Here is a 17,111-nt window from a genome sequence, read left to right on the forward strand (position 1 = left end):
ATATGCAAAATAAGGTAAGAAAATTATTTCAGCAAAATGAAACTTATATTTTTCTGATTATTTTTGCGCTGACAATTTTGATTCAGGCAAGGAGCGGCCAGTTTTATACACCGAATAATATTGTTGATATCATGTCAGCAATGATTGTTCCGGGATTGTTTGCTGTTGGAGCATTTCTTGTGATTTTGTCCGGCGGGATTGATGTTTCTTTTCCTGCGCTTGCGTCGCTGACAGCATTTGCAACAACAAAATTCTTATTAGATATAAACTATCAGGGCAGCGTTCTTGTACCAATTTTGATGGCAATAATAATAGGTGCCGCTCTAGGTGCAGTAAATGGTATTTTTGCCGGGCTCTTAAATCTGCCGGCTATGATTGTAACTTTGGGGACCTCCAGTGTATTCAAGGGAATCATGCAGGGAACCTTGCAGTCAAAACAACTTGCTGTAATTCCAAAGGGGATGAAGCAGTTCGGGAGAAGAGCTCTTTTTACTGCAGCAAATAAAAGCAACGGGCTTTCCTCTTCGCTGCCGGTAGCTTTCCTTGTACTGGTTGTAGTGGCTGCCCTGACATTTTTTGTGCTGAAGTTTACAATGTTCGGAAGAGGGGTTTACGCTATTGGCGGGAATGAAAATGCAGCGTACAATGCAGGATTTAAGGTGAAGAAAACGAAATTTCTGTTATATGTATTTACCGGGATAGTAGCCAGCATTGCAGGAATCATACGGGTATGCATGATGCAGCAGTGCCATCCTACAAATATGCTGGGAATGGAAATGAATATTATTGCAGGTGTTGTACTTGGAGGTACGGCAATCGTAGGTGGGAAAGGAACAATGACCGGATGTATGCTGGGAACACTTTTGATTGTTCTGGTTGAAAATTCACTTATTTTGATTGGTGTTCCGGTAATATGGAAAGATGTCTTTGTAGGAGTACTGATTGTGGTAGGTACTGCTGTCAGCGCATATCAGGCTGAGAAAACCGGGCACAGGAAAAGAAGAGGCCATGAAGTGAAGGAGGCATCATAATGAATGAAAGACAAACACAAGCAGGTTTGAGAATAAAATCAGCCTATATGAGAGACCGTCATCTGTGGAGACTTATTATTATTATGCTTCTCTGGTTTATATTTATGGCTGTTACCAGATTTTCAAAATTTTATACTGTGGTAAACTTTCAGACTATGTTTGCACAGTTCCCGGAGTTTGGATTGATGTCTCTGGGAGTTATGGTATGCATGATAACAGGGGGAATTGACTTGTCTACAGTTGGAATTGCTAATGTAACGGCAATTTCAACGGCCCTTCTAATGCAGCATATTGGCGGAGACAGCCGTCACATTTCGGTATTTTGGGTAGTAGTTGTCTTCCTTCTGGCAATTGTGGTTGGTATGATAGCCGGGGGGTTGAATGGAATGCTTGTTGCAAAATTACATATTCCTCCCATTTTGGCAACCCTTGGGATGGGAGAGCTGTTTACCGGAATCGGAATTGTTTTAACAAACGGAAGTGCAATCAGTGATTTTCCAACAACCTATGCATTTGCAGTAAACAACAGGGTATTGGGGATTCCGGTACAATTTCTGATTTTTGCCGCCGCTGCCGTGATACTGTCATTTATGCTCATAAAAACCACATATGGTAAAAAACTGATATTGCTGGGGACCAGCCAAAACGTAGCAAAATACAGTGGATTAAAAGTAGACATGATTTTAATAAAGACATATTTGATTTCCGGGGTTTGCTCGGCACTTGGCGGAATGATCATGCTTGCAAATTACAATTCGGCAAGGGCTGATTACGGCTCAAACTATACTCTGCAGTGTATCCTCATAGTTGTACTTGGCGGGGTTAGCCCAAATGGCGGGAAGGGAAAAATTTCCGGAGTATTGCTGGCAATTTTTCTGGTACGTGCCTTGGAAACAGGACTTAATAGATTTCCGCAGATCAGCAGTTACTATGTCTCACTGATTTGGGGGGCAGTTTTACTCTTGGTTATGGTACTAAATTATTTTACAGAAAATGATATAAGTTTATTTAAAAAGAAACCCAATAATTTTCATGCAGATTGAGAGGTGCTTTAAATGAGAATGATTAAAGACAAAGAAATACTTGTAGGAGCTGATTTTGCGGGATTTCCGTTAAAGGAGGCAGTTACAGAACATTTAAAGAAAAAGGGATGGAATGTGACGGACATTGGAGTGCGCTCCGCTGATGAAAAAGAGCCGGAAATGTTTCATAGAATTGGCTTGAAGGTAGGAGCTAAGATAGCGGAGAAGGAATTTGAGCGGGCTTTGGTTTTTTGCGGCACCGGTATGGGAATCCATATAGCAGCAAGCAAATGCCCGGGAGTTTTTTCCGGGGTAGTAGAAAGCGTACCTGCGGCACTTAGGGCGATTACCGGAAACAATGTAAATGTATTGGCTATGGGTGCATTTTATGTAGCACCGCAAATGGGAAAAGACATTGCAGATGCATATTTAAACCATTACCTGGGAGATGGATATGAATGGTGGCCCAATTTCTATGAGTTTCACAAACTGGCATGCGATGAACTAAATGCATTTGAATACGAAAAATATAAAGCAAATAACTTTGAGCTAGAACACCTTGGAGATTATCCGTTGGAATTGGCGGATAACCCAAATATTTAAAATAGAAATTTTGTTGACGCGGCAGAATTGCAATGATAAAATATGTATAAATTTAGGTAATTATAGGAGGTAGACAGCATGGTAAAAGGTTTTAAAAATGCATCGGAACTGGATTTTACAATTTTATCAAATAAAGAAGCAATGCTACAGGCATTTGCGCAGGTTGATGAAGAAAAAGGCCAGGAGTACCCGCTTATCATAGGCGGCAGACGAGTTATGACAGACGAAAAAATCACGTCTATTGCACCAGCTACAAGGGAAGTGGTGGGGAAAGTAAGCTCCTGCAGTAAGGAGCTGGCGGACAAAGCAATCCGCTCCGCTCACGAAGCGTTTAAGACATGGAGCAAAGTTCCTGTGGAAGAAAGAATCTGCTGTGTGAGAAGGCTTGTGGAATTAATGCACAGGGAGCGGTACATACTGGACGCATGGAGTGTGGAAGAAAGCGGAAAGAACTGGGGCGAAGCCGACGGAGAATTATGTGAAGCTCTTGATTTTTTTAATTCATACATTATGCATACAAGAGAATTGGATAAAGGACTGGAGCTGGTAGATTCTGAAGAGGCTACAAAATGTGTTTACACTCCGATTGGTGTGGGCGTGGCAATACCACCGTGGAATTTCCCGCTGTCACTGCTGGCAGGAATGGCAATAGCAGCCGTAATCACAGGAAACACCGTTGTATGCAAACCATCCTCCGATACCCCTATTGTTGCCTATAAGTTCGTGGAACTATGTGAGAGAGCGGGATTTCCTGCAGGAGTTATAAGTTTCATACCGGGCTCCGGCTCTGTAATCGGAGACTTTATTGTACAGCACCCTCTTACCAGATTTGTAAACTTTACAGGTTCTAAAGTAGTGGGCCTTCGTATCAACAAGATGGCGGCAGAGGTTTCCGAAGGACAGAGATGGATCAAACGTGTTGTTGCTGAGATGGGCGGAAAGAATGCAATCATCGTAGATTCTTCAGCAGATTTAAAAAGAGCAGCCTCCGGAATTGCAAATTCTGCATTTTCTTTTCAGGGTCAGAAATGTTCTGCGTGCTCCAGGGCTATTGTTATGAGCGATGTATATGACGAATTTGTAGATGAGATTGTTGCCTGCGCAGAAGAACTGAAGAAACAGCAGGGAAGCGGACGTGACAATCTGCCCATGGGACCAGTCATTAATAAAGCGGCGTTTGAAAGTATCACAGGATACATTGAAATTGCAGGAAAAGAGGGAAATATCGTATCCGGCGGAAAGTACGATGATTCTGAAGGATTTTATATTGAGCCTACTGTTGTACGTGACATTACAAGAGGCGCAAGAATTGCAAATGAAGAGATCTTCGGACCGGTACTGGCAGTTATTAAGGCAGAATCCTTTGATGAAGCACTTGAAATTGCAAATGATACGGAATATGGGCTGACAGGCTCTGTCTACACAGAAGACCGTACCAATATCCAGAAGGCGAAAACAGACTTCCATGTAGGAAACTTATACTTTAACAGAAAATCCACGGGCGCGGTAGTTCTTCAGCACCCGTTTGGCGGATTTAATATGTCAGGCACAGATGCAAAGACTGGAACGAGAGATTACCTTACAAATTTCCTGAATCTGAAATCCGTATGTGAAGATTTAACTTATTAATCAGAGTTTTTTGTGAGAATGAGAAACTTCAAAGGCTGTCCTGCTATAATCAATTTTCAATGATAGCAGGACAGCCCTTTTCATGCGTGCATTCGGGCAGTTCGGGATGTGTCGGTTACATATAATTTTCGGTCATAGAGCAGTGCCCCATTGAGCACTACCAGTACGGAGCCTGCATTGTGTACCAGGGCGCCGCTGACCGGTGTGAGTATGCCTGCTACGGAAAGGATAATAGCAACGAAATTGATAATCATGGATAATGTAATGTTAAATTTTATCGTGTGGACGGTAGTATTGGAAAGCCTTTTCAGGTATGGGATTTTTGCTATGTCATCCCCCACCAGGGCGATGTCGGCCGCATCCACAGCAATGTCACTTCCCGAGCTGCTTACGGCCACACCCACATGGGCCGTTTTCAGTGCAGGAGCATCATTAACACCATCTCCGATCATGCAGACCGTTCGTCCTTGTTTTTCAAGCGCTGCAATACTGCCGACTTTATCCTCAGGAAGCAGTTCCGACTTTACAAAGTGAATTCCGGCTTTTTCAGCAAAGTATTCCGCTGTCTGCACATAGTCGCCGGTCAGCAGCACAACCTGGGTATTCATCTTATGAAGCTCTGCGACCATATAGGGAGCGGATTTGCGCAATGTATCGGAAAGAGTGATTATGCCGGCCAAAGCTTTATCTTTTGCCACAAGGATGGTTGCCTTCCCTTGTGCCTGGAACTTGTGCAAAATGGAAAGCACCGAATCCCCCAGAGTTATTTGGTTTTCATTTAAAAAATTTAGTGTGCCGCACAGCAGCGGCTCCCCATCCACAACGGCAGTGATTCCCTTTCCCGGAAACATGCGAAAACCGGCAGTGGGCTTCTGTGAAATTTGTTGTGTCTTTGCATAATTGACGATTGCTTTTGCTAAAGGGTGCTCAGAGCAGGCTTCTGCAGATGAAGCAAGAGTTAGAAGCTGCTTTTCGTCAATCCCATCCAATACCGGAAAAATATCCGCGACCACAAGCTTTCCTTCCGTCAGAGTCCCGGTTTTATCAAAGGCGATGCAATCTACCTTTCCCATATTTTCCAGAGCTTCCCCAGATTTAATAATCACACCGTGCTTCGTTGCCTGGCCTATGGCCGCCATGACGGAGGTTGGAGTGGCCAGGACCAGAGCGCAGGGACAAAAAACCACCAGGACAGTTACCCCGCGGACAAGATCTCCTGTTGAAAGGAAAGCACAGATTGCTATGATTAAAGCAATAGGAACAAGCCATACTGACCACTTATCTGCAATGCGCTGTATGGGTGCCTTTTTATTTTCTGCTTCTTGAACCATGCGGATAAGCTTTTGCAGTGAGGAATCCTTACCGACATTAGTTGCAGCTATATCAATAGAGCCAAATCGGTTGATTGTCCCGCAGAATACAGCGTCCCCTGCTCCCTTATCCACGGGGAGCGACTCTCCGGTTATGATGGACTGGTCCACGGAAGTATTTCCTGTTTTTATTTCACCATCAACGGGAATTGCTTCGCCCGGCAAAATACGCAAAATATCACCTGCCTGAATCTGGACGGCCGGAATCATTTCCTCAACAGTCCCCGACGTATTGGATGTGAGTTTTCTTCCCTGTACAGGGGTAAGGCTGATAAGGTTTTTAATCCCCTTTTTAGCCCGCTCGACAGTTTTATCTTCCAGGATAGCACCGATTGACATAATAAAGGCGACCTCACCGGCGGCAAAAATTTCTCCAACGTAAAGGGACGCTATCATAGCCATGGAAATCAAAAGCGCAGATGAAATCCATTTTTCCTTAAACAGACGGGTGAGGGCGAGATAAAGAAGTGGATATCCGGACAGTACAATTGTTACCCATGCCGGGTCAACAGGCAGCTCTCTTCTCGTAAGCAGCAATAGCAGACTGAGTATTAGAAATATGCCGGACACAATGGTCCATTCTAAGCCTGCAAAAGAATCGCTTATTTTCTTAAACATGATTGGCACCTCCTGGTCTTACTTCACATTTGTACTTGATTGTCATATCAAAATCCAGTACAATAAGTTTGAAACCGAACACTCTGTTTTAAAATTAGTATAACAATGCTGCGAAAACGGTACAAGAAATGATTTGTGCAAAACGTACGGTAGCGAACAAATTTAAAGAAATGTTCCGGGAGGACAGTTGCAATATGGACAGACGGCAGCAAAAGACAAGAAAAGCCATTTTCAGTGCTTTCAGTGAATTACTGATCAAACACAGTTATTCGCAGATTACAGTGCAGGAAATCATTGACAGAGCCGATGTAGGGCGGACAACCTTTTATGCACATTTCCCCACAAAAGATGATCTTTTGAGGGAAATGTGTGAAGAACTGTTTGAACATGTGTTTTCGGAGGAACCAGAAGCAGAACAAACCCATGATTTTTCTACAGCGGCCGGGAACTTTGGGGCAATTATTACACATATTTTGTATCATCTCCGGGAACACGAAAAAACGATGCTGATTCTTTTGACTTGTGAAAGCGGTGAATTGTTCCAGCGGTATTTTCATCAATACTTTAACGGGCTGGTAACAGACCGCATTCTAAGCGGAGGAGAACGGAAGAATACGATTGTACCTGAAGATTTGCTTACAGAGCAGATTTCGGCCAGCTTTGTGAACCTGGTACGGTGGTGGCTGAAAAACGGCATGAAACAATCGCCGGAAGAAATTGCAGAATATTTTACAGCAATGACTCAGCCGATTATATAAGAAGGGGGTATCTTCTATGATTTTTGATACACATGCGCATTATGATGATGAGCAATTTGACGGGGATAGAGAGCAGCTGCTGGCATCTATGCAGGACAGGGGAGTTGGGACCATTGTTAATGTGAGTTCGGATGTGGCATCATGGGAGGGCGTCAGGAAATTAGTAAAAAAATATTCTTTCATATACGGGGCGGCAGGTATCCACCCGGATGATGTGGGGGAGCTGAGCGAAGAGAATTTTGCCCGTCTGAAGAACATTTTACAGGAACAGAAAATAGTTGCAGTGGGAGAGATCGGACTGGATTACTACTGGGAAAAAGAAAGCCATGACGAGCAGAAGAACTGGTTCATCCGCCAGCTGCGACTTGCAGGGGAACTGGGCATGCCTGTGATCATCCACAGCCGGGATGCGGCGGCAGACACTCTTGATATTATGAAAAAATATGGGAAAGGACTGGGAGGAGTCATCCATTGTTTTTCATACTCGGTGGAACTTGCAAGAGAATATGTCAAGATGGGCTTCTACATTGGAGTAGGAGGCGTTGTGACATTCAAAAACGCAAGAAAATTAAAAGAAGTGGTGGAGGATATTCCATTGGATTTTCTGGTTCTTGAAACAGACAGCCCTTATCTGGCCCCGGAACCAAACAGGGGGAAAAGAAATTCTTCTTTGAATTTGACTTACGTGGCGGAGCGGATTGCAGAGCTAAAAGGGGTTTCTTACGAAGAAGTGGAAGCTCAGACAGAGAGAAATGCCAGAAAACTATACCGAATGGAATAAAGCACCGTTTTAAAGGAGGAGCTTATGAAGGAGCCCGCATTGGGAAGCCCGCAAAATACAATAGCGGTTTTGCAGAAATATCATTTTATATTTCAAAGGAAATTTGGACAGAACTTTCTTATAGATACCCATGTTCTGGATAAAATTATCCGTTCGGCGGAGATTTCCGGCGAGGACATGGTATTGGAAATTGGACCGGGAATTGGAACCATGACTCAATATCTGGCTCAGGCGGCAGCAAAAGTGACTGCCGTTGAAATTGACCGGGCACTGATACCCATACTGGAGGAAACTCTGGAAGGCTATGAAAATGTAACAGTATTAAACGAGGACATTTTGAAAGTTGACATAGCCAAACTTGCAGAACGGGAAAATGGAGGACGGCCCATAAAGATTGTTGCAAATCTGCCATATTACATTACCACACCGATTATTATGGGACTGTTTGAAAATCAGGTTCCATTAAAGAGTATGACTGTCATGGTGCAGAAGGAAGTGGCGGAGAGGATGCAGGCGGGCCCCGGCAGTAAAAATTACGGGGCCCTTTCACTGGCTGTGCAATATTATGCAAAACCGTACATTGTGGCAAATGTGCCGCCTAACTGCTTTATGCCCAGGCCAAAAGTGGGCTCTGCGGTTATACGTCTGGAGAGGTATGAGAAACCGGCAGTAAAGGTGGAAGACGAAAAATTAATGTTTAAGATTATCCGTGCGTCCTTTAACCAGAGAAGGAAAACGCTGGCTAACGGATTGAAAAACTCGTCAGAGCTGGATTTTACAAAAGAACAGATAGAGGCCGCCATAGGGAGCCTGGGGAAAGGGGCAAGTGTAAGGGGAGAAACATTGACACTGGAAGAGTTTGCGATACTTGGCAACACCCTGCGGCAGAGCAGGAGATGAGGTGTTACAACAGTTCATGTAACAGTTCAGCCATCAGCTCGATTCCACCCCAAGGGTACCGTCCTTGTTAAACAACCACACTACGGTTGCTAACCAAGGACATGTGCTGCGCTTCATCTCGCTGTGGCAGAGCGCCATATGAATTTTCGGCAGCATATGCATACGAAAGCAAGCTTTCTCCTGCCTACGCTGTCGAAAATTCGCATGGCTGAACTGTTACCAGTTCATAAAGATTTTATATACATTTCATTGTATAAAGACCGCTTTTTTAGTATAATGGAGTAATCAGACAAGTAAATATAGTGGGAGGAAAGGAGCGGTTTTATGGCAAAATTACAAGCTGACGTTGATAACATTCTTTTTGAAGTCACACCAAAGGTTAAAGAATTGGCCAAAATTTGTGAAGAAAATAATAGAATCGAAAAAGAACTTTACACAAAGTATGAGGTTAAAAGAGGTCTCCGTGATTTAAATGGTAAAGGTGTGTTGGCCGGGCTGACAAACATATCTGATGTGAGTGCCAGCAGGGTTGTCGACGGAAAGGAAGTCCCCTGTGAAGGAAATCTTTATTATCGCGGCTATAACATCAAAGATTTGGTAAAAGGTTTCCTGGAAGCGAAGCACCCGGGATTTGAGGAGACAACGTATCTTCTTTTGTTTGGTAATCTGCCAAATAAAACTCAGCTAAAGGAATTCCAGAACATACTTGCGGAAAGAAGAACTCTTCCTCCCAATTTCGTGCGGGATGTAATTATGAAAGCACCCAGCAGGGACATGATGAACGGAATCTCAAGATGTATTCTGAATTTGTATTCTTATGATAAAAATGCAGATGACACGTCTATTCCAAATGTGCTGCGCCAGTCTTTGAACCTGATTAGTCAGTTCCCAATGCTGATGGTTTACAGCTACCACGCTTATAATTATAGAAGGGGAGAGGATTTATATATCTATGCACCTTATCCGGAACTGTCCATGGCGGAGAATATTCTGATGATGCTCCGTGAAGACAGGCAGTACACAAAATTGGAAGCAGAGATTCTGGATATGGCACTTGTGCTTCATATGGATCACGGCGGCGGTAATAATTCTACATTTACAACACATGTTGTTACATCTTCAGGCACTGATACGTATTCAACCATTGCAGCGGCTATGGCATCCCTGAAGGGACCAAAACACGGCGGTGCAAATGTGAAAGTAACACAGATGTTTGAGGATATGAAGAACACTCTGACAAACTGGGAAGATGAGAGTCAGATCAGACAGTACTTGGTTGATCTTCTGGACAAGAAGGTATTTGACAAAAAGGGGTTGATTTATGGAATGGGTCATGCTGTTTACTCTATTTCAGACCCCAGAGCTGATATTTTCAAGGCATTTGTCAAACAACTTGCAGTGGAGAAGAACTGTGAAGCTGAATATGCACTTTATGAAAAGGTAGAGCATCTTGCTCCTGAAATTATCGGTGAGAAGCGGAAGATGTATAAAGGTGTTAATGCCAACGTGGACTTTTTCAGCGGTCTTGTATATGGTATGCTGGATCTTCCTCCTGCATTGTATACTCCGATCTTTGCGGCTGCCCGCATTGTTGGGTGGAGCGCCCACAGGCTTGAAGAGCTGAAGAATGTGGATAAGATTATTCGTCCGGCATATAAGCCGCTGGCACCTTATCGTGATTATATAAAATTAGATGACAGGTAGATGTAAGAAATGAAAGATGAATTTTACTTCCCGTCGAAAGACGGAAATACAGAGATTCATACAGTTGAATGGAAACCGGAAGGCAAAATAAAAGCTGTTCTGCAGATTTGTCATGGCATGGTTGAGTACGTAAACCGCTATGATAAGTTCGCAGAGTTTCTGTGCAGCCAGGGATATTATGTAGTGGGCAATGACCATCTGGGACATGGAAAGTCGATACAAAGTAAAAAGGAATACGGGTATTTTAACGAAAAGTATGGAAATGCCTGCATACTGGGAGACATGCATACGCTCCGTCAGAGAACAATGAAAAAATATCCTCATATTCCATACTTTATGCTGGGGCACAGTATGGGGTCTGCACTTGTGCGTCAGTATGTTCAGATGTATGGAAATGGCTTAAGCGGCATTATTTTGATTGGAGTGGTGGCGGATCACAACCCCGCTGCACTGCGTTTTGCAAGACATATGTGCCGTGTTATGGCAGCATTTCGGGGTTGGCATTATCGCAGCAAGTTCATGGACAGGCTGACTCTGGGCAGCTACAATAAAGGATACAAGCCTGCAAGGACAAGAGCAGACTGGATAACAAGTGATAACCAGCTGCTGGATGCTTATGTGGATGATCCTCTCTGTTCCTTTATGTTTACGGTAAATGCGTATTATCATATGTTCAGCGGCATGCGCCAGATTCAGAAAAAGGAAAGCTTCTATATGATACCTAAGACTTTGCCTATGCTGATTGCGGCAGGCGATGAGGACCCCGCCGGCAAGTTCGGAAAAGGGGTCAAAAAGATTTATGAAAAATATAAATCCGCAGGTATTCAGGATGTGAGTTTACGGCTATATTCCGGCGACAGACATGAACTGCTCAATGAAACAGACAGGACGCAGGTGTATGAGGATTTATTGGGGTGGCTGGAAGATAAAATATCATCTTAGCAAAATATGATGTAGGAGTCAAAAGGTATTTTGCCCCCTGATACCTACGGATTGCTACGCACTTTGTGCTCCCGCAATCCTAAAAACATTCGAAATCCGCCCTATTCGGGCTACTTTCTCATGTTTTACGGGCCCCAAGGTCATGCTTTTTCATGCAAGCATGAAACGCATGACCTTTTGACCCTGGTATCAAAATAAGATGTAGGGGTCAAAAGGTATTTTGCCCCCTGATACCTACGGATTGCTACGCACTTTGTGCTCCCGCAATCCTAAAAACATTCGAAATCCGCCCTATTCGGGCTACTTTCTCATGTTTTGCGGGTCCCAAGGTCATGCTTTTTCATGCAAGCATGAAACGCATGACCTTTTGACCCTGGTATCAAAATATAAAAGGAAAGCCCATCAATTGTAAACTGATGGGCTTTCGTTGTTTTTATAGTTATCTAAAGGAATGAGAGTAAAGTGAGACATCTTGAGTTCCCCCAAGATGTCTTTACTTTATGAGGGGGGAGATAGTTGTTTACCAACTATCTAAAGTTTATTATAAGGGCGAAATGTGTCTAAAATATGTTGACAATATTAAAGAAACATAAAATCTATTACAAAATTGTTAAAAACAGATAGAATCCTCATTTAGTATCGGCTAAATGAGGATTCTATCTGTTTTCATAATATCTAAAGGAATGAGAGTAAAGTGAGACATCTTGGGCTCCCCCAAGGTGTCTTTACTTTATGAGGGGGGAGATAGTTGTTTATCAACTATCTGATATCTAGTATAGAGAATAAATGTGCACAAAGTATGTCGTTTCTATAAAAGAAACGGAAAAATTGTTATGAAATTCTAAAAAAAAATGTTCCAGTTTCAGGAATTCGAATAGTCTGGCCGGCATAAATGATATCAGGGTCGGGAATATCATTTAAACTGGCAAGAGCCTCATAGGTAGTTCCATAACGCTGTGCTATACGAATTAGAGTATCTTCCGGTTGAACAACGTAAGTGATATAATTCTGTGTGCCCGCAGGCGGCGGCAGACTGCCGTCCAAGTGATTGAATCCTGCACTGCGAATCATAACGGGAAAATCCAGAAATCCCACATCCAAATCAACGTTTCCACTGATTCCGGGTACATTTCCCTGGTCAGTGTACTGCCACATACTGCAGTCGGTATTGTCAAAGGTGCTGCTGTGACAGGAATACCAAAATGTATAACGTTTAGAAAATCCTGGAGGAAAATAAGTATCCAAAAAGTTCCGGCTGCAGCAGAACATGGGATAATACCCTAGTTCTTCTATTCTGTCGCAGAAATTCTGTACGAATTGGGTTGCCAGTGAAGGTGTCACTGTCACACCATGCTGGGCAGCGTAGCTAATTGTCATCTGATTTATGTTATAACAAACTGGGTACTCCAGGCGGCAGGAGGAAACAGCACTTATACAACCATCAGCCTCCTGACGGGCAGTCTCCGTATTGATAGCGCGGCAGAGCCAGTATGCCCCGATGGGGAGCCCGATCCGATTGCATTCGGAGGCATTTTGCAAAAACTTTTGGTCCAAAATCCCTAAACCATGTCCTGCGAGGAGCATGGCAAATTGGTATCCGGCAGACTTCACCTGCTCCCAGTCTATGATTTCCTGGATTTCACTGACATTTAGCCCTCGAAAACTCATATAAATCTCCTTTTACCATAAAAGTATGGTCACAATTATCATTTTATTATATGTGGAAAGCAGTAAAATGGTTCTTGGGACATAAAAATGACTCTGGCTAAAAGCCAGAGTCTCAAAACTAACATCCAAATTTAAGTGCGTTGCAGAGGTAGTTAAGTAATTCAGTACAGTTACTAAAATTGAAACACATGATCTGGCCCTCCTTATAATAATTATTCTCTCGAAGACGCTGGGGCAAAGTCAATCCAGTGTGCTGACCTTGGCAGCTGCCTGCGGGGTATTTGGCATGTGTTAGCTAATCACAATGGAATTGTAACAATTATGTAACAATTGTGCAATAGGGGATAAATGGCAAAAGGAGAGGCCGGGAAAACACCCGGCCTTGGAAAAAATTATGAAAAAGAAAATTTATTTATATAAAAAGGTTTTGTCCTTTTATATTTAATACTATACAGGGAAAATGTGTTGGTTGTGTGAGGGATAAATTAACAATTTATGTATGATTTTTGAAAAAATTATGAAGTAGGCTCCTGCGGCAGAGATTAAGGAAAACATAAGAATTTTCCAAAGTGAGTCTTAAAAAAATATAAATATCATGTATACTATAGGGGAGGTGATGAAAATGTATAATATTTTAGTCTGCGATGATGACAAGGAAATTGTTGAGGCGATAGAGATATATTTGACCCAGGAGGGATATCATGTGCTGAAGGCCTATGATGGGGCAGAGGCATTAAAGATTCTGGAAACAGAAAAAGTACATTTGCTGGTACTTGATATTATGATGCCAAAGCTGGATGGAATCCGGGCAACTCTTAAAATAAGAGAGAGTAATTGCATTCCGATTATTATCCTTTCAGCTAAATCTGAAGATGCGGATAAGATTTTAGGGCTGAATGTGGGCGCAGATGATTATGTGACGAAACCTTTCAATCCACTGGAGCTTGTGGCCAGAGTTAAATCTCAGATGCGCAGGTATACCCAGCTGGGAGGCAGCGTGAATGAAAAATATGATGAGGTGTATGAGGTGGGCGGACTTACAATTAATGATGATTTGAAGGAAGTCACAGTAGACGGAGAGATTGTGAAACTGACACCCATCGAATATAACATTTTACTATTATTAATGAAGAATCAGGGCAGAGTCTTTTCTATAGATCAGATTTATGAATCTATCTGGAATGAGGATGCCATAGGGGCAGACAATACAGTTGCCGTTCACATCCGGCACATCAGGGAGAAGATAGAGATTAATCCCAAGGAGCCCAGGTACCTGAAAGTGGTCTGGGGAGTCGGCTATAAGATTGAAAGTGCCAGAAAGGAATGATAAAAAGTATGAAGAACTGGTATAAGAAACCGGTGGCAAAGGGGATTTTGCTGCTTCTTGCACACATAACGGCAGTGGCAGCAGTAGTAAGTCTTGTACTGTTGACGGCCTTTTCCAGCAGTATAATGAGCGGGGATATTACACACGCATTTGACAGGCCATATGAAGAGTCGTCAAGTTTCTATGATATGATGTATAATGCCGCCAGGAGTGTAAAAGGGGGCATTTCCGCGGAAGAAAATTTTACGGCAGAGGGCAAATATGCCCCTGATAAGCTGGTTGACATTGTAGATTTTGAAAAAAATGGAAAAATATCCGGTGAAAACAGCTCTGGCCTTGCGTATACTCTAGGGGAACTGAAGAACTGGAGTGAGGATTATGCGGAAATGGGCGGAGCAGCGTATGAGGAAAGTAACGTGGTGGTCTGCCAGAAGCCGGACGGAACCTATCATTACTATTATATGAGTGAGTTCAGAACGCTGATAGAGGAGAAGAAGCTTGAGCTGGAAGTAGAGTATAAGAATACTTCTGAATTCCTGAACGAGCTGGAAGCTGGATATTATACTTCCGGTTATTCAGACGGAAATCTGATTATCAAGGATGCAGAGGGTAATACACAATATACAGATTGCTGGACGTTTAATGAGGTCGTAAAGGAGAAATATGCACCGGTCGGTGCAAAGAACATTTTGGAAGTAGTCAATACCAAACCTGCATTGAATGGCAATCTGTCAAAGGTTTACCGTTATCTGGAGGATGTGCTGGACTCAATATCTTCCGAGATAAACGTGTATCTGCAGGACGGTGATACATGGAGTGAAGGGAACACAAACTTTACCTATATGTTTGTAAATGAGGACACAAAAAAAGTATATACAAATAATCAACAGTATAAAAGTTATGATGATTTCCAGGAAAATCTGGAAGAAATGAAGCAAGAGGACAAAAGTAAGTATGTAATTGTAAGACCAAAGCTGGCGGACTTTGAAACAAATATGGATACATCTGCAGGTGACTGGCGGTTCACAGTGAAATCTGATTCTGATAGTAAGAAGGTCAATTGTATATTTGCGGCCTCTGTGGATACAGACTTTCCGATACAGGATGCTTTTTACGGGGATAAGCATGAATATGAGACATATGCTCCATATTTGAGACTGGCAATGTTTGGAAGTGTATTCTCCGCCCTACTGTTTTTCATAATCTTAATCTGGCTAACCCTTAATGCAGGCAGAAACAGCAAAGATGAAGAGCTTCACTTAAACGGATTTGACAGATGGAAAACAGAGCTTGGAGCCGCTTTTGTGATTATAGTGTGGATCGTACCTGTCATGCTTATGGGAAACACGTTGGGAAACACTTTTTCAGGTGGACACTCCTATGTAATAAGCCAATATTATGACATGCCCTATACAGGATCTTATGCGGGAAATTCCCTGAACATAGGTGATTTAGTGGGAGCAGGGATGATTGCAGCATATACAGCTGCCTGCTTCTTATGGGGGTATCTCAGCCTGGTACGCAGGATAAAAGCAAAAACAGTCTGGGAGAATAGTCTTTTAAGAAGTATACTGCTATTTCTCAGGGAATTTTGGGAAAATCGCAGTATTACCGGAAAGACAATTGGTACTTTGGCTGCAGTTATCCTGGCAGACTGCCTGCTTCTGGCTATAAGTGATGGGGCGGCGATGGTTCTGTTGTTACTTGTAGTAGAAGGCGGCGCTGCCGTATACATTATTGTAAAAAATACAATCGCCAAATCCAGGCTCACAAAAGGGATTGAGGAGATTGCTTCAGGAAATGTGGATTATAAAATTCCTCTTAAAGGGATGAAAGGCGGAAACTTAAAAAACGCAGAAATGGTAAATAATATAGGAAACGGACTGCAGCGGGCCGTCGAGGAAGGTATGAAAGGTGAAAGACTAAAGACCGATTTAATTACGAATGTTTCTCACGACATAAAGACTCCTCTGACTTCCATTATTAATTATGTAGATTTGCTGAAACGAGAAAATTTCACCGATCCCAAAATACAAGGCTATCTGGATATTCTGGAAGCAAAGGCACAGCGTCTGAAAACACTGACGGAAGACGTGGTGGAAGCATCAAAAGTAAGCAGCGGGAATATCTCACTGGAAATGATGGATGTAAATTTAGTCGAAATGCTTAACCAGACAACGGGAGAATTTGCTGAGAAATTCGAAAATAAGAATCTGACAATCATTCAAAACCTTTCAGAGGATTCTGCCGTCATTCATGTTGACGGAAAACGAATGTGGCGCGTACTGGAGAATATTTACAACAATGCAGCCAAGTATGCTATGTCCGGTACAAGAGTGTACGCAGATCTGTGGGCGGATGACAAAAAAGTAAGCTTTTCACTGAAAAATGTTTCAGAGCAACCGCTCAATATTTCAGCAGATGAGCTGACGGAAAGGTTTATCAGAGGTGATATTTCAAGAAGCACGGAAGGCAGCGGCCTAGGATTGTCCATAGCCAAGAGCCTGACAGAAATGCAGGGCGGAGAGTTTAAGCTGTATTTGGACGGAGATTTGTTTAAGGTAACTATAGAGTTTCCCAAAGTCCAAAAAGGGGACTGACCCTTTTGCGGCTCATTTTCAGAATATTCTCATTTTTTATGATATGATATACGATTTTGAAGATAATAAGTTCTCGGAATTAGAATCATCTAATTCCAATGCAGATTGAAAATTGAATACTGGCAGTTTTGGAGTAAAAGAAGATATTTTTGTGTATA

Annotated in this window: 13 protein-coding genes; 11 read left to right on the forward strand and 2 right to left on the reverse strand. The window is 42.7% G+C overall.

The window, feature by feature from the left end; all coding sequences use genetic code 11:
• The first annotated feature begins 2 nt into the window (after nt 1-2).
• The 4 genes from EDD59_RS15805 to EDD59_RS15820 all read left to right on the forward strand — a co-directional run bounded on the left by EDD59_RS15805 (nt 3) and on the right by EDD59_RS15820 (nt 4,285).
• On the forward strand, nt 3-1,031 hold the full coding sequence (locus tag EDD59_RS15805; protein WP_132383637.1) for an ABC transporter permease: 1,029 nt from the start codon (nt 3-5) through the stop codon (nt 1,029-1,031).
• Nucleotides 1,031-2,074 (forward strand): ABC transporter permease, encoded by a 1,044-nt coding sequence (locus EDD59_RS15810; RefSeq protein WP_132383639.1) that lies wholly within the window; start codon nt 1,031-1,033, stop codon nt 2,072-2,074. The genes EDD59_RS15805 and EDD59_RS15810 overlap by 1 nt, the downstream gene beginning before the upstream one ends.
• A gap of 12 nt (nt 2,075-2,086) precedes the next feature.
• Nucleotides 2,087-2,656 carry an RpiB/LacA/LacB family sugar-phosphate isomerase gene (locus EDD59_RS15815; RefSeq protein ID WP_132383641.1) on the forward strand — a complete coding sequence of 190 codons (570 nt, stop codon included), beginning with the start codon at nt 2,087-2,089 and terminating at the stop codon, nt 2,654-2,656.
• A 78-nt stretch (nt 2,657-2,734) separates the two neighbouring features.
• Nucleotides 2,735-4,285, forward strand: a complete 1,551-nt coding sequence (locus tag EDD59_RS15820; RefSeq protein ID WP_132383643.1) for an L-glutamate gamma-semialdehyde dehydrogenase — start codon at nt 2,735-2,737, stop codon at nt 4,283-4,285.
• Between the two features lie 80 nt (nt 4,286-4,365).
• Here the strand turns inward: EDD59_RS15820 and EDD59_RS15825 are convergent, their stop codons facing one another.
• Nucleotides 4,366-6,273: a heavy metal translocating P-type ATPase gene (locus EDD59_RS15825; RefSeq protein WP_132383645.1), complete on the reverse strand. Its 1,908-nt coding sequence runs from the start codon at nt 6,271-6,273 to the stop codon at nt 4,366-4,368.
• Between the two features lie 194 nt (nt 6,274-6,467).
• Here EDD59_RS15825 and EDD59_RS15830 point away from each other — a divergent pair, with 194 nt between their 5' ends.
• From EDD59_RS15830 to EDD59_RS15850, 5 genes are all read left to right on the forward strand, one after another.
• Nucleotides 6,468-7,031, forward strand: coding sequence for a TetR/AcrR family transcriptional regulator (locus EDD59_RS15830; RefSeq protein ID WP_132383647.1), 564 nt, complete (start codon nt 6,468-6,470; stop codon nt 7,029-7,031).
• A gap of 16 nt (nt 7,032-7,047) precedes the next feature.
• Nucleotides 7,048-7,812: a TatD family hydrolase gene (locus EDD59_RS15835; protein ID WP_132383649.1), complete on the forward strand. Its 765-nt coding sequence runs from the start codon at nt 7,048-7,050 to the stop codon at nt 7,810-7,812.
• Between the two features lie 24 nt (nt 7,813-7,836).
• Nucleotides 7,837-8,712, forward strand: coding sequence for a 16S rRNA (adenine(1518)-N(6)/adenine(1519)-N(6))-dimethyltransferase RsmA (gene rsmA, locus EDD59_RS15840; RefSeq protein WP_132383651.1), 876 nt, complete (start codon nt 7,837-7,839; stop codon nt 8,710-8,712).
• Between the two features lie 324 nt (nt 8,713-9,036).
• On the forward strand, nt 9,037-10,416 hold the full coding sequence (locus tag EDD59_RS15845; protein WP_132383653.1) for a citrate/2-methylcitrate synthase: 1,380 nt from the start codon (nt 9,037-9,039) through the stop codon (nt 10,414-10,416).
• A gap of 9 nt (nt 10,417-10,425) precedes the next feature.
• The gene (locus EDD59_RS15850; protein ID WP_132383655.1) at nt 10,426-11,358 is read left to right on the forward strand and encodes an alpha/beta fold hydrolase; all 933 of its coding nucleotides are present in this window, start codon (nt 10,426-10,428) and stop codon (nt 11,356-11,358) included.
• Between the two features lie 831 nt (nt 11,359-12,189).
• Here the strand turns inward: EDD59_RS15850 and EDD59_RS15855 are convergent.
• On the reverse strand, nt 12,190-13,026 hold the full coding sequence (locus EDD59_RS15855) for a GH25 family lysozyme (RefSeq protein ID WP_132383657.1): 837 nt from the start codon (nt 13,024-13,026) through the stop codon (nt 12,190-12,192).
• A 622-nt stretch (nt 13,027-13,648) separates the two neighbouring features.
• Between EDD59_RS15855 and EDD59_RS15860 the strand changes: the two genes are divergently transcribed.
• Complete coding sequence (locus EDD59_RS15860; protein ID WP_132383659.1) at nt 13,649-14,353, forward strand: response regulator transcription factor; 705 nt, start codon at nt 13,649-13,651, stop codon at nt 14,351-14,353.
• An 8-nt stretch (nt 14,354-14,361) separates the two neighbouring features.
• Nucleotides 14,362-16,953: a sensor histidine kinase gene (locus tag EDD59_RS15865; protein ID WP_132383661.1), complete on the forward strand. Its 2,592-nt coding sequence runs from the start codon at nt 14,362-14,364 to the stop codon at nt 16,951-16,953.
• Nucleotides 16,954-17,111 lie beyond the last annotated feature (158 nt).

This window comes from Muricomes intestini (assembly GCF_004346165.1).
GTDB classification, from domain to species: Bacteria; Bacillota; Clostridia; order Lachnospirales; family Lachnospiraceae; genus Muricomes; species Muricomes intestini.

Bases quoted from the DNA above. Each gene is read 5' to 3' on its own strand.
- EDD59_RS15805 (WP_132383637.1), top strand. From the start codon at position 3: ATGCAAAATAAGGTAAGAAAATTATTTCAGCAAAATGAAACTTATATT.
- EDD59_RS15810 (WP_132383639.1), top strand. From the start codon at position 1,031: ATGAATGAAAGACAAACACAAGCAGGTTTGAGAATAAAATCAGCCTAT.
- EDD59_RS15815 (WP_132383641.1), top strand. From the start codon at position 2,087: ATGAGAATGATTAAAGACAAAGAAATACTTGTAGGAGCTGATTTTGCG.
- EDD59_RS15820 (WP_132383643.1), top strand. From the start codon at position 2,735: ATGGTAAAAGGTTTTAAAAATGCATCGGAACTGGATTTTACAATTTTA.
- EDD59_RS15825 (WP_132383645.1), bottom strand. From the start codon at position 6,273: ATGTTTAAGAAAATAAGCGATTCTTTTGCAGGCTTAGAATGGACCATT.
- EDD59_RS15830 (WP_132383647.1), top strand. From the start codon at position 6,468: ATGGACAGACGGCAGCAAAAGACAAGAAAAGCCATTTTCAGTGCTTTC.
- EDD59_RS15835 (WP_132383649.1), top strand. From the start codon at position 7,048: ATGATTTTTGATACACATGCGCATTATGATGATGAGCAATTTGACGGG.
- rsmA (WP_132383651.1), top strand. From the start codon at position 7,837: ATGAAGGAGCCCGCATTGGGAAGCCCGCAAAATACAATAGCGGTTTTG.
- EDD59_RS15845 (WP_132383653.1), top strand. From the start codon at position 9,037: ATGGCAAAATTACAAGCTGACGTTGATAACATTCTTTTTGAAGTCACA.
- EDD59_RS15850 (WP_132383655.1), top strand. From the start codon at position 10,426: ATGAAAGATGAATTTTACTTCCCGTCGAAAGACGGAAATACAGAGATT.
- EDD59_RS15855 (WP_132383657.1), bottom strand. From the start codon at position 13,026: ATGAGTTTTCGAGGGCTAAATGTCAGTGAAATCCAGGAAATCATAGAC.
- EDD59_RS15860 (WP_132383659.1), top strand. From the start codon at position 13,649: ATGTATAATATTTTAGTCTGCGATGATGACAAGGAAATTGTTGAGGCG.
- EDD59_RS15865 (WP_132383661.1), top strand. From the start codon at position 14,362: ATGAAGAACTGGTATAAGAAACCGGTGGCAAAGGGGATTTTGCTGCTT.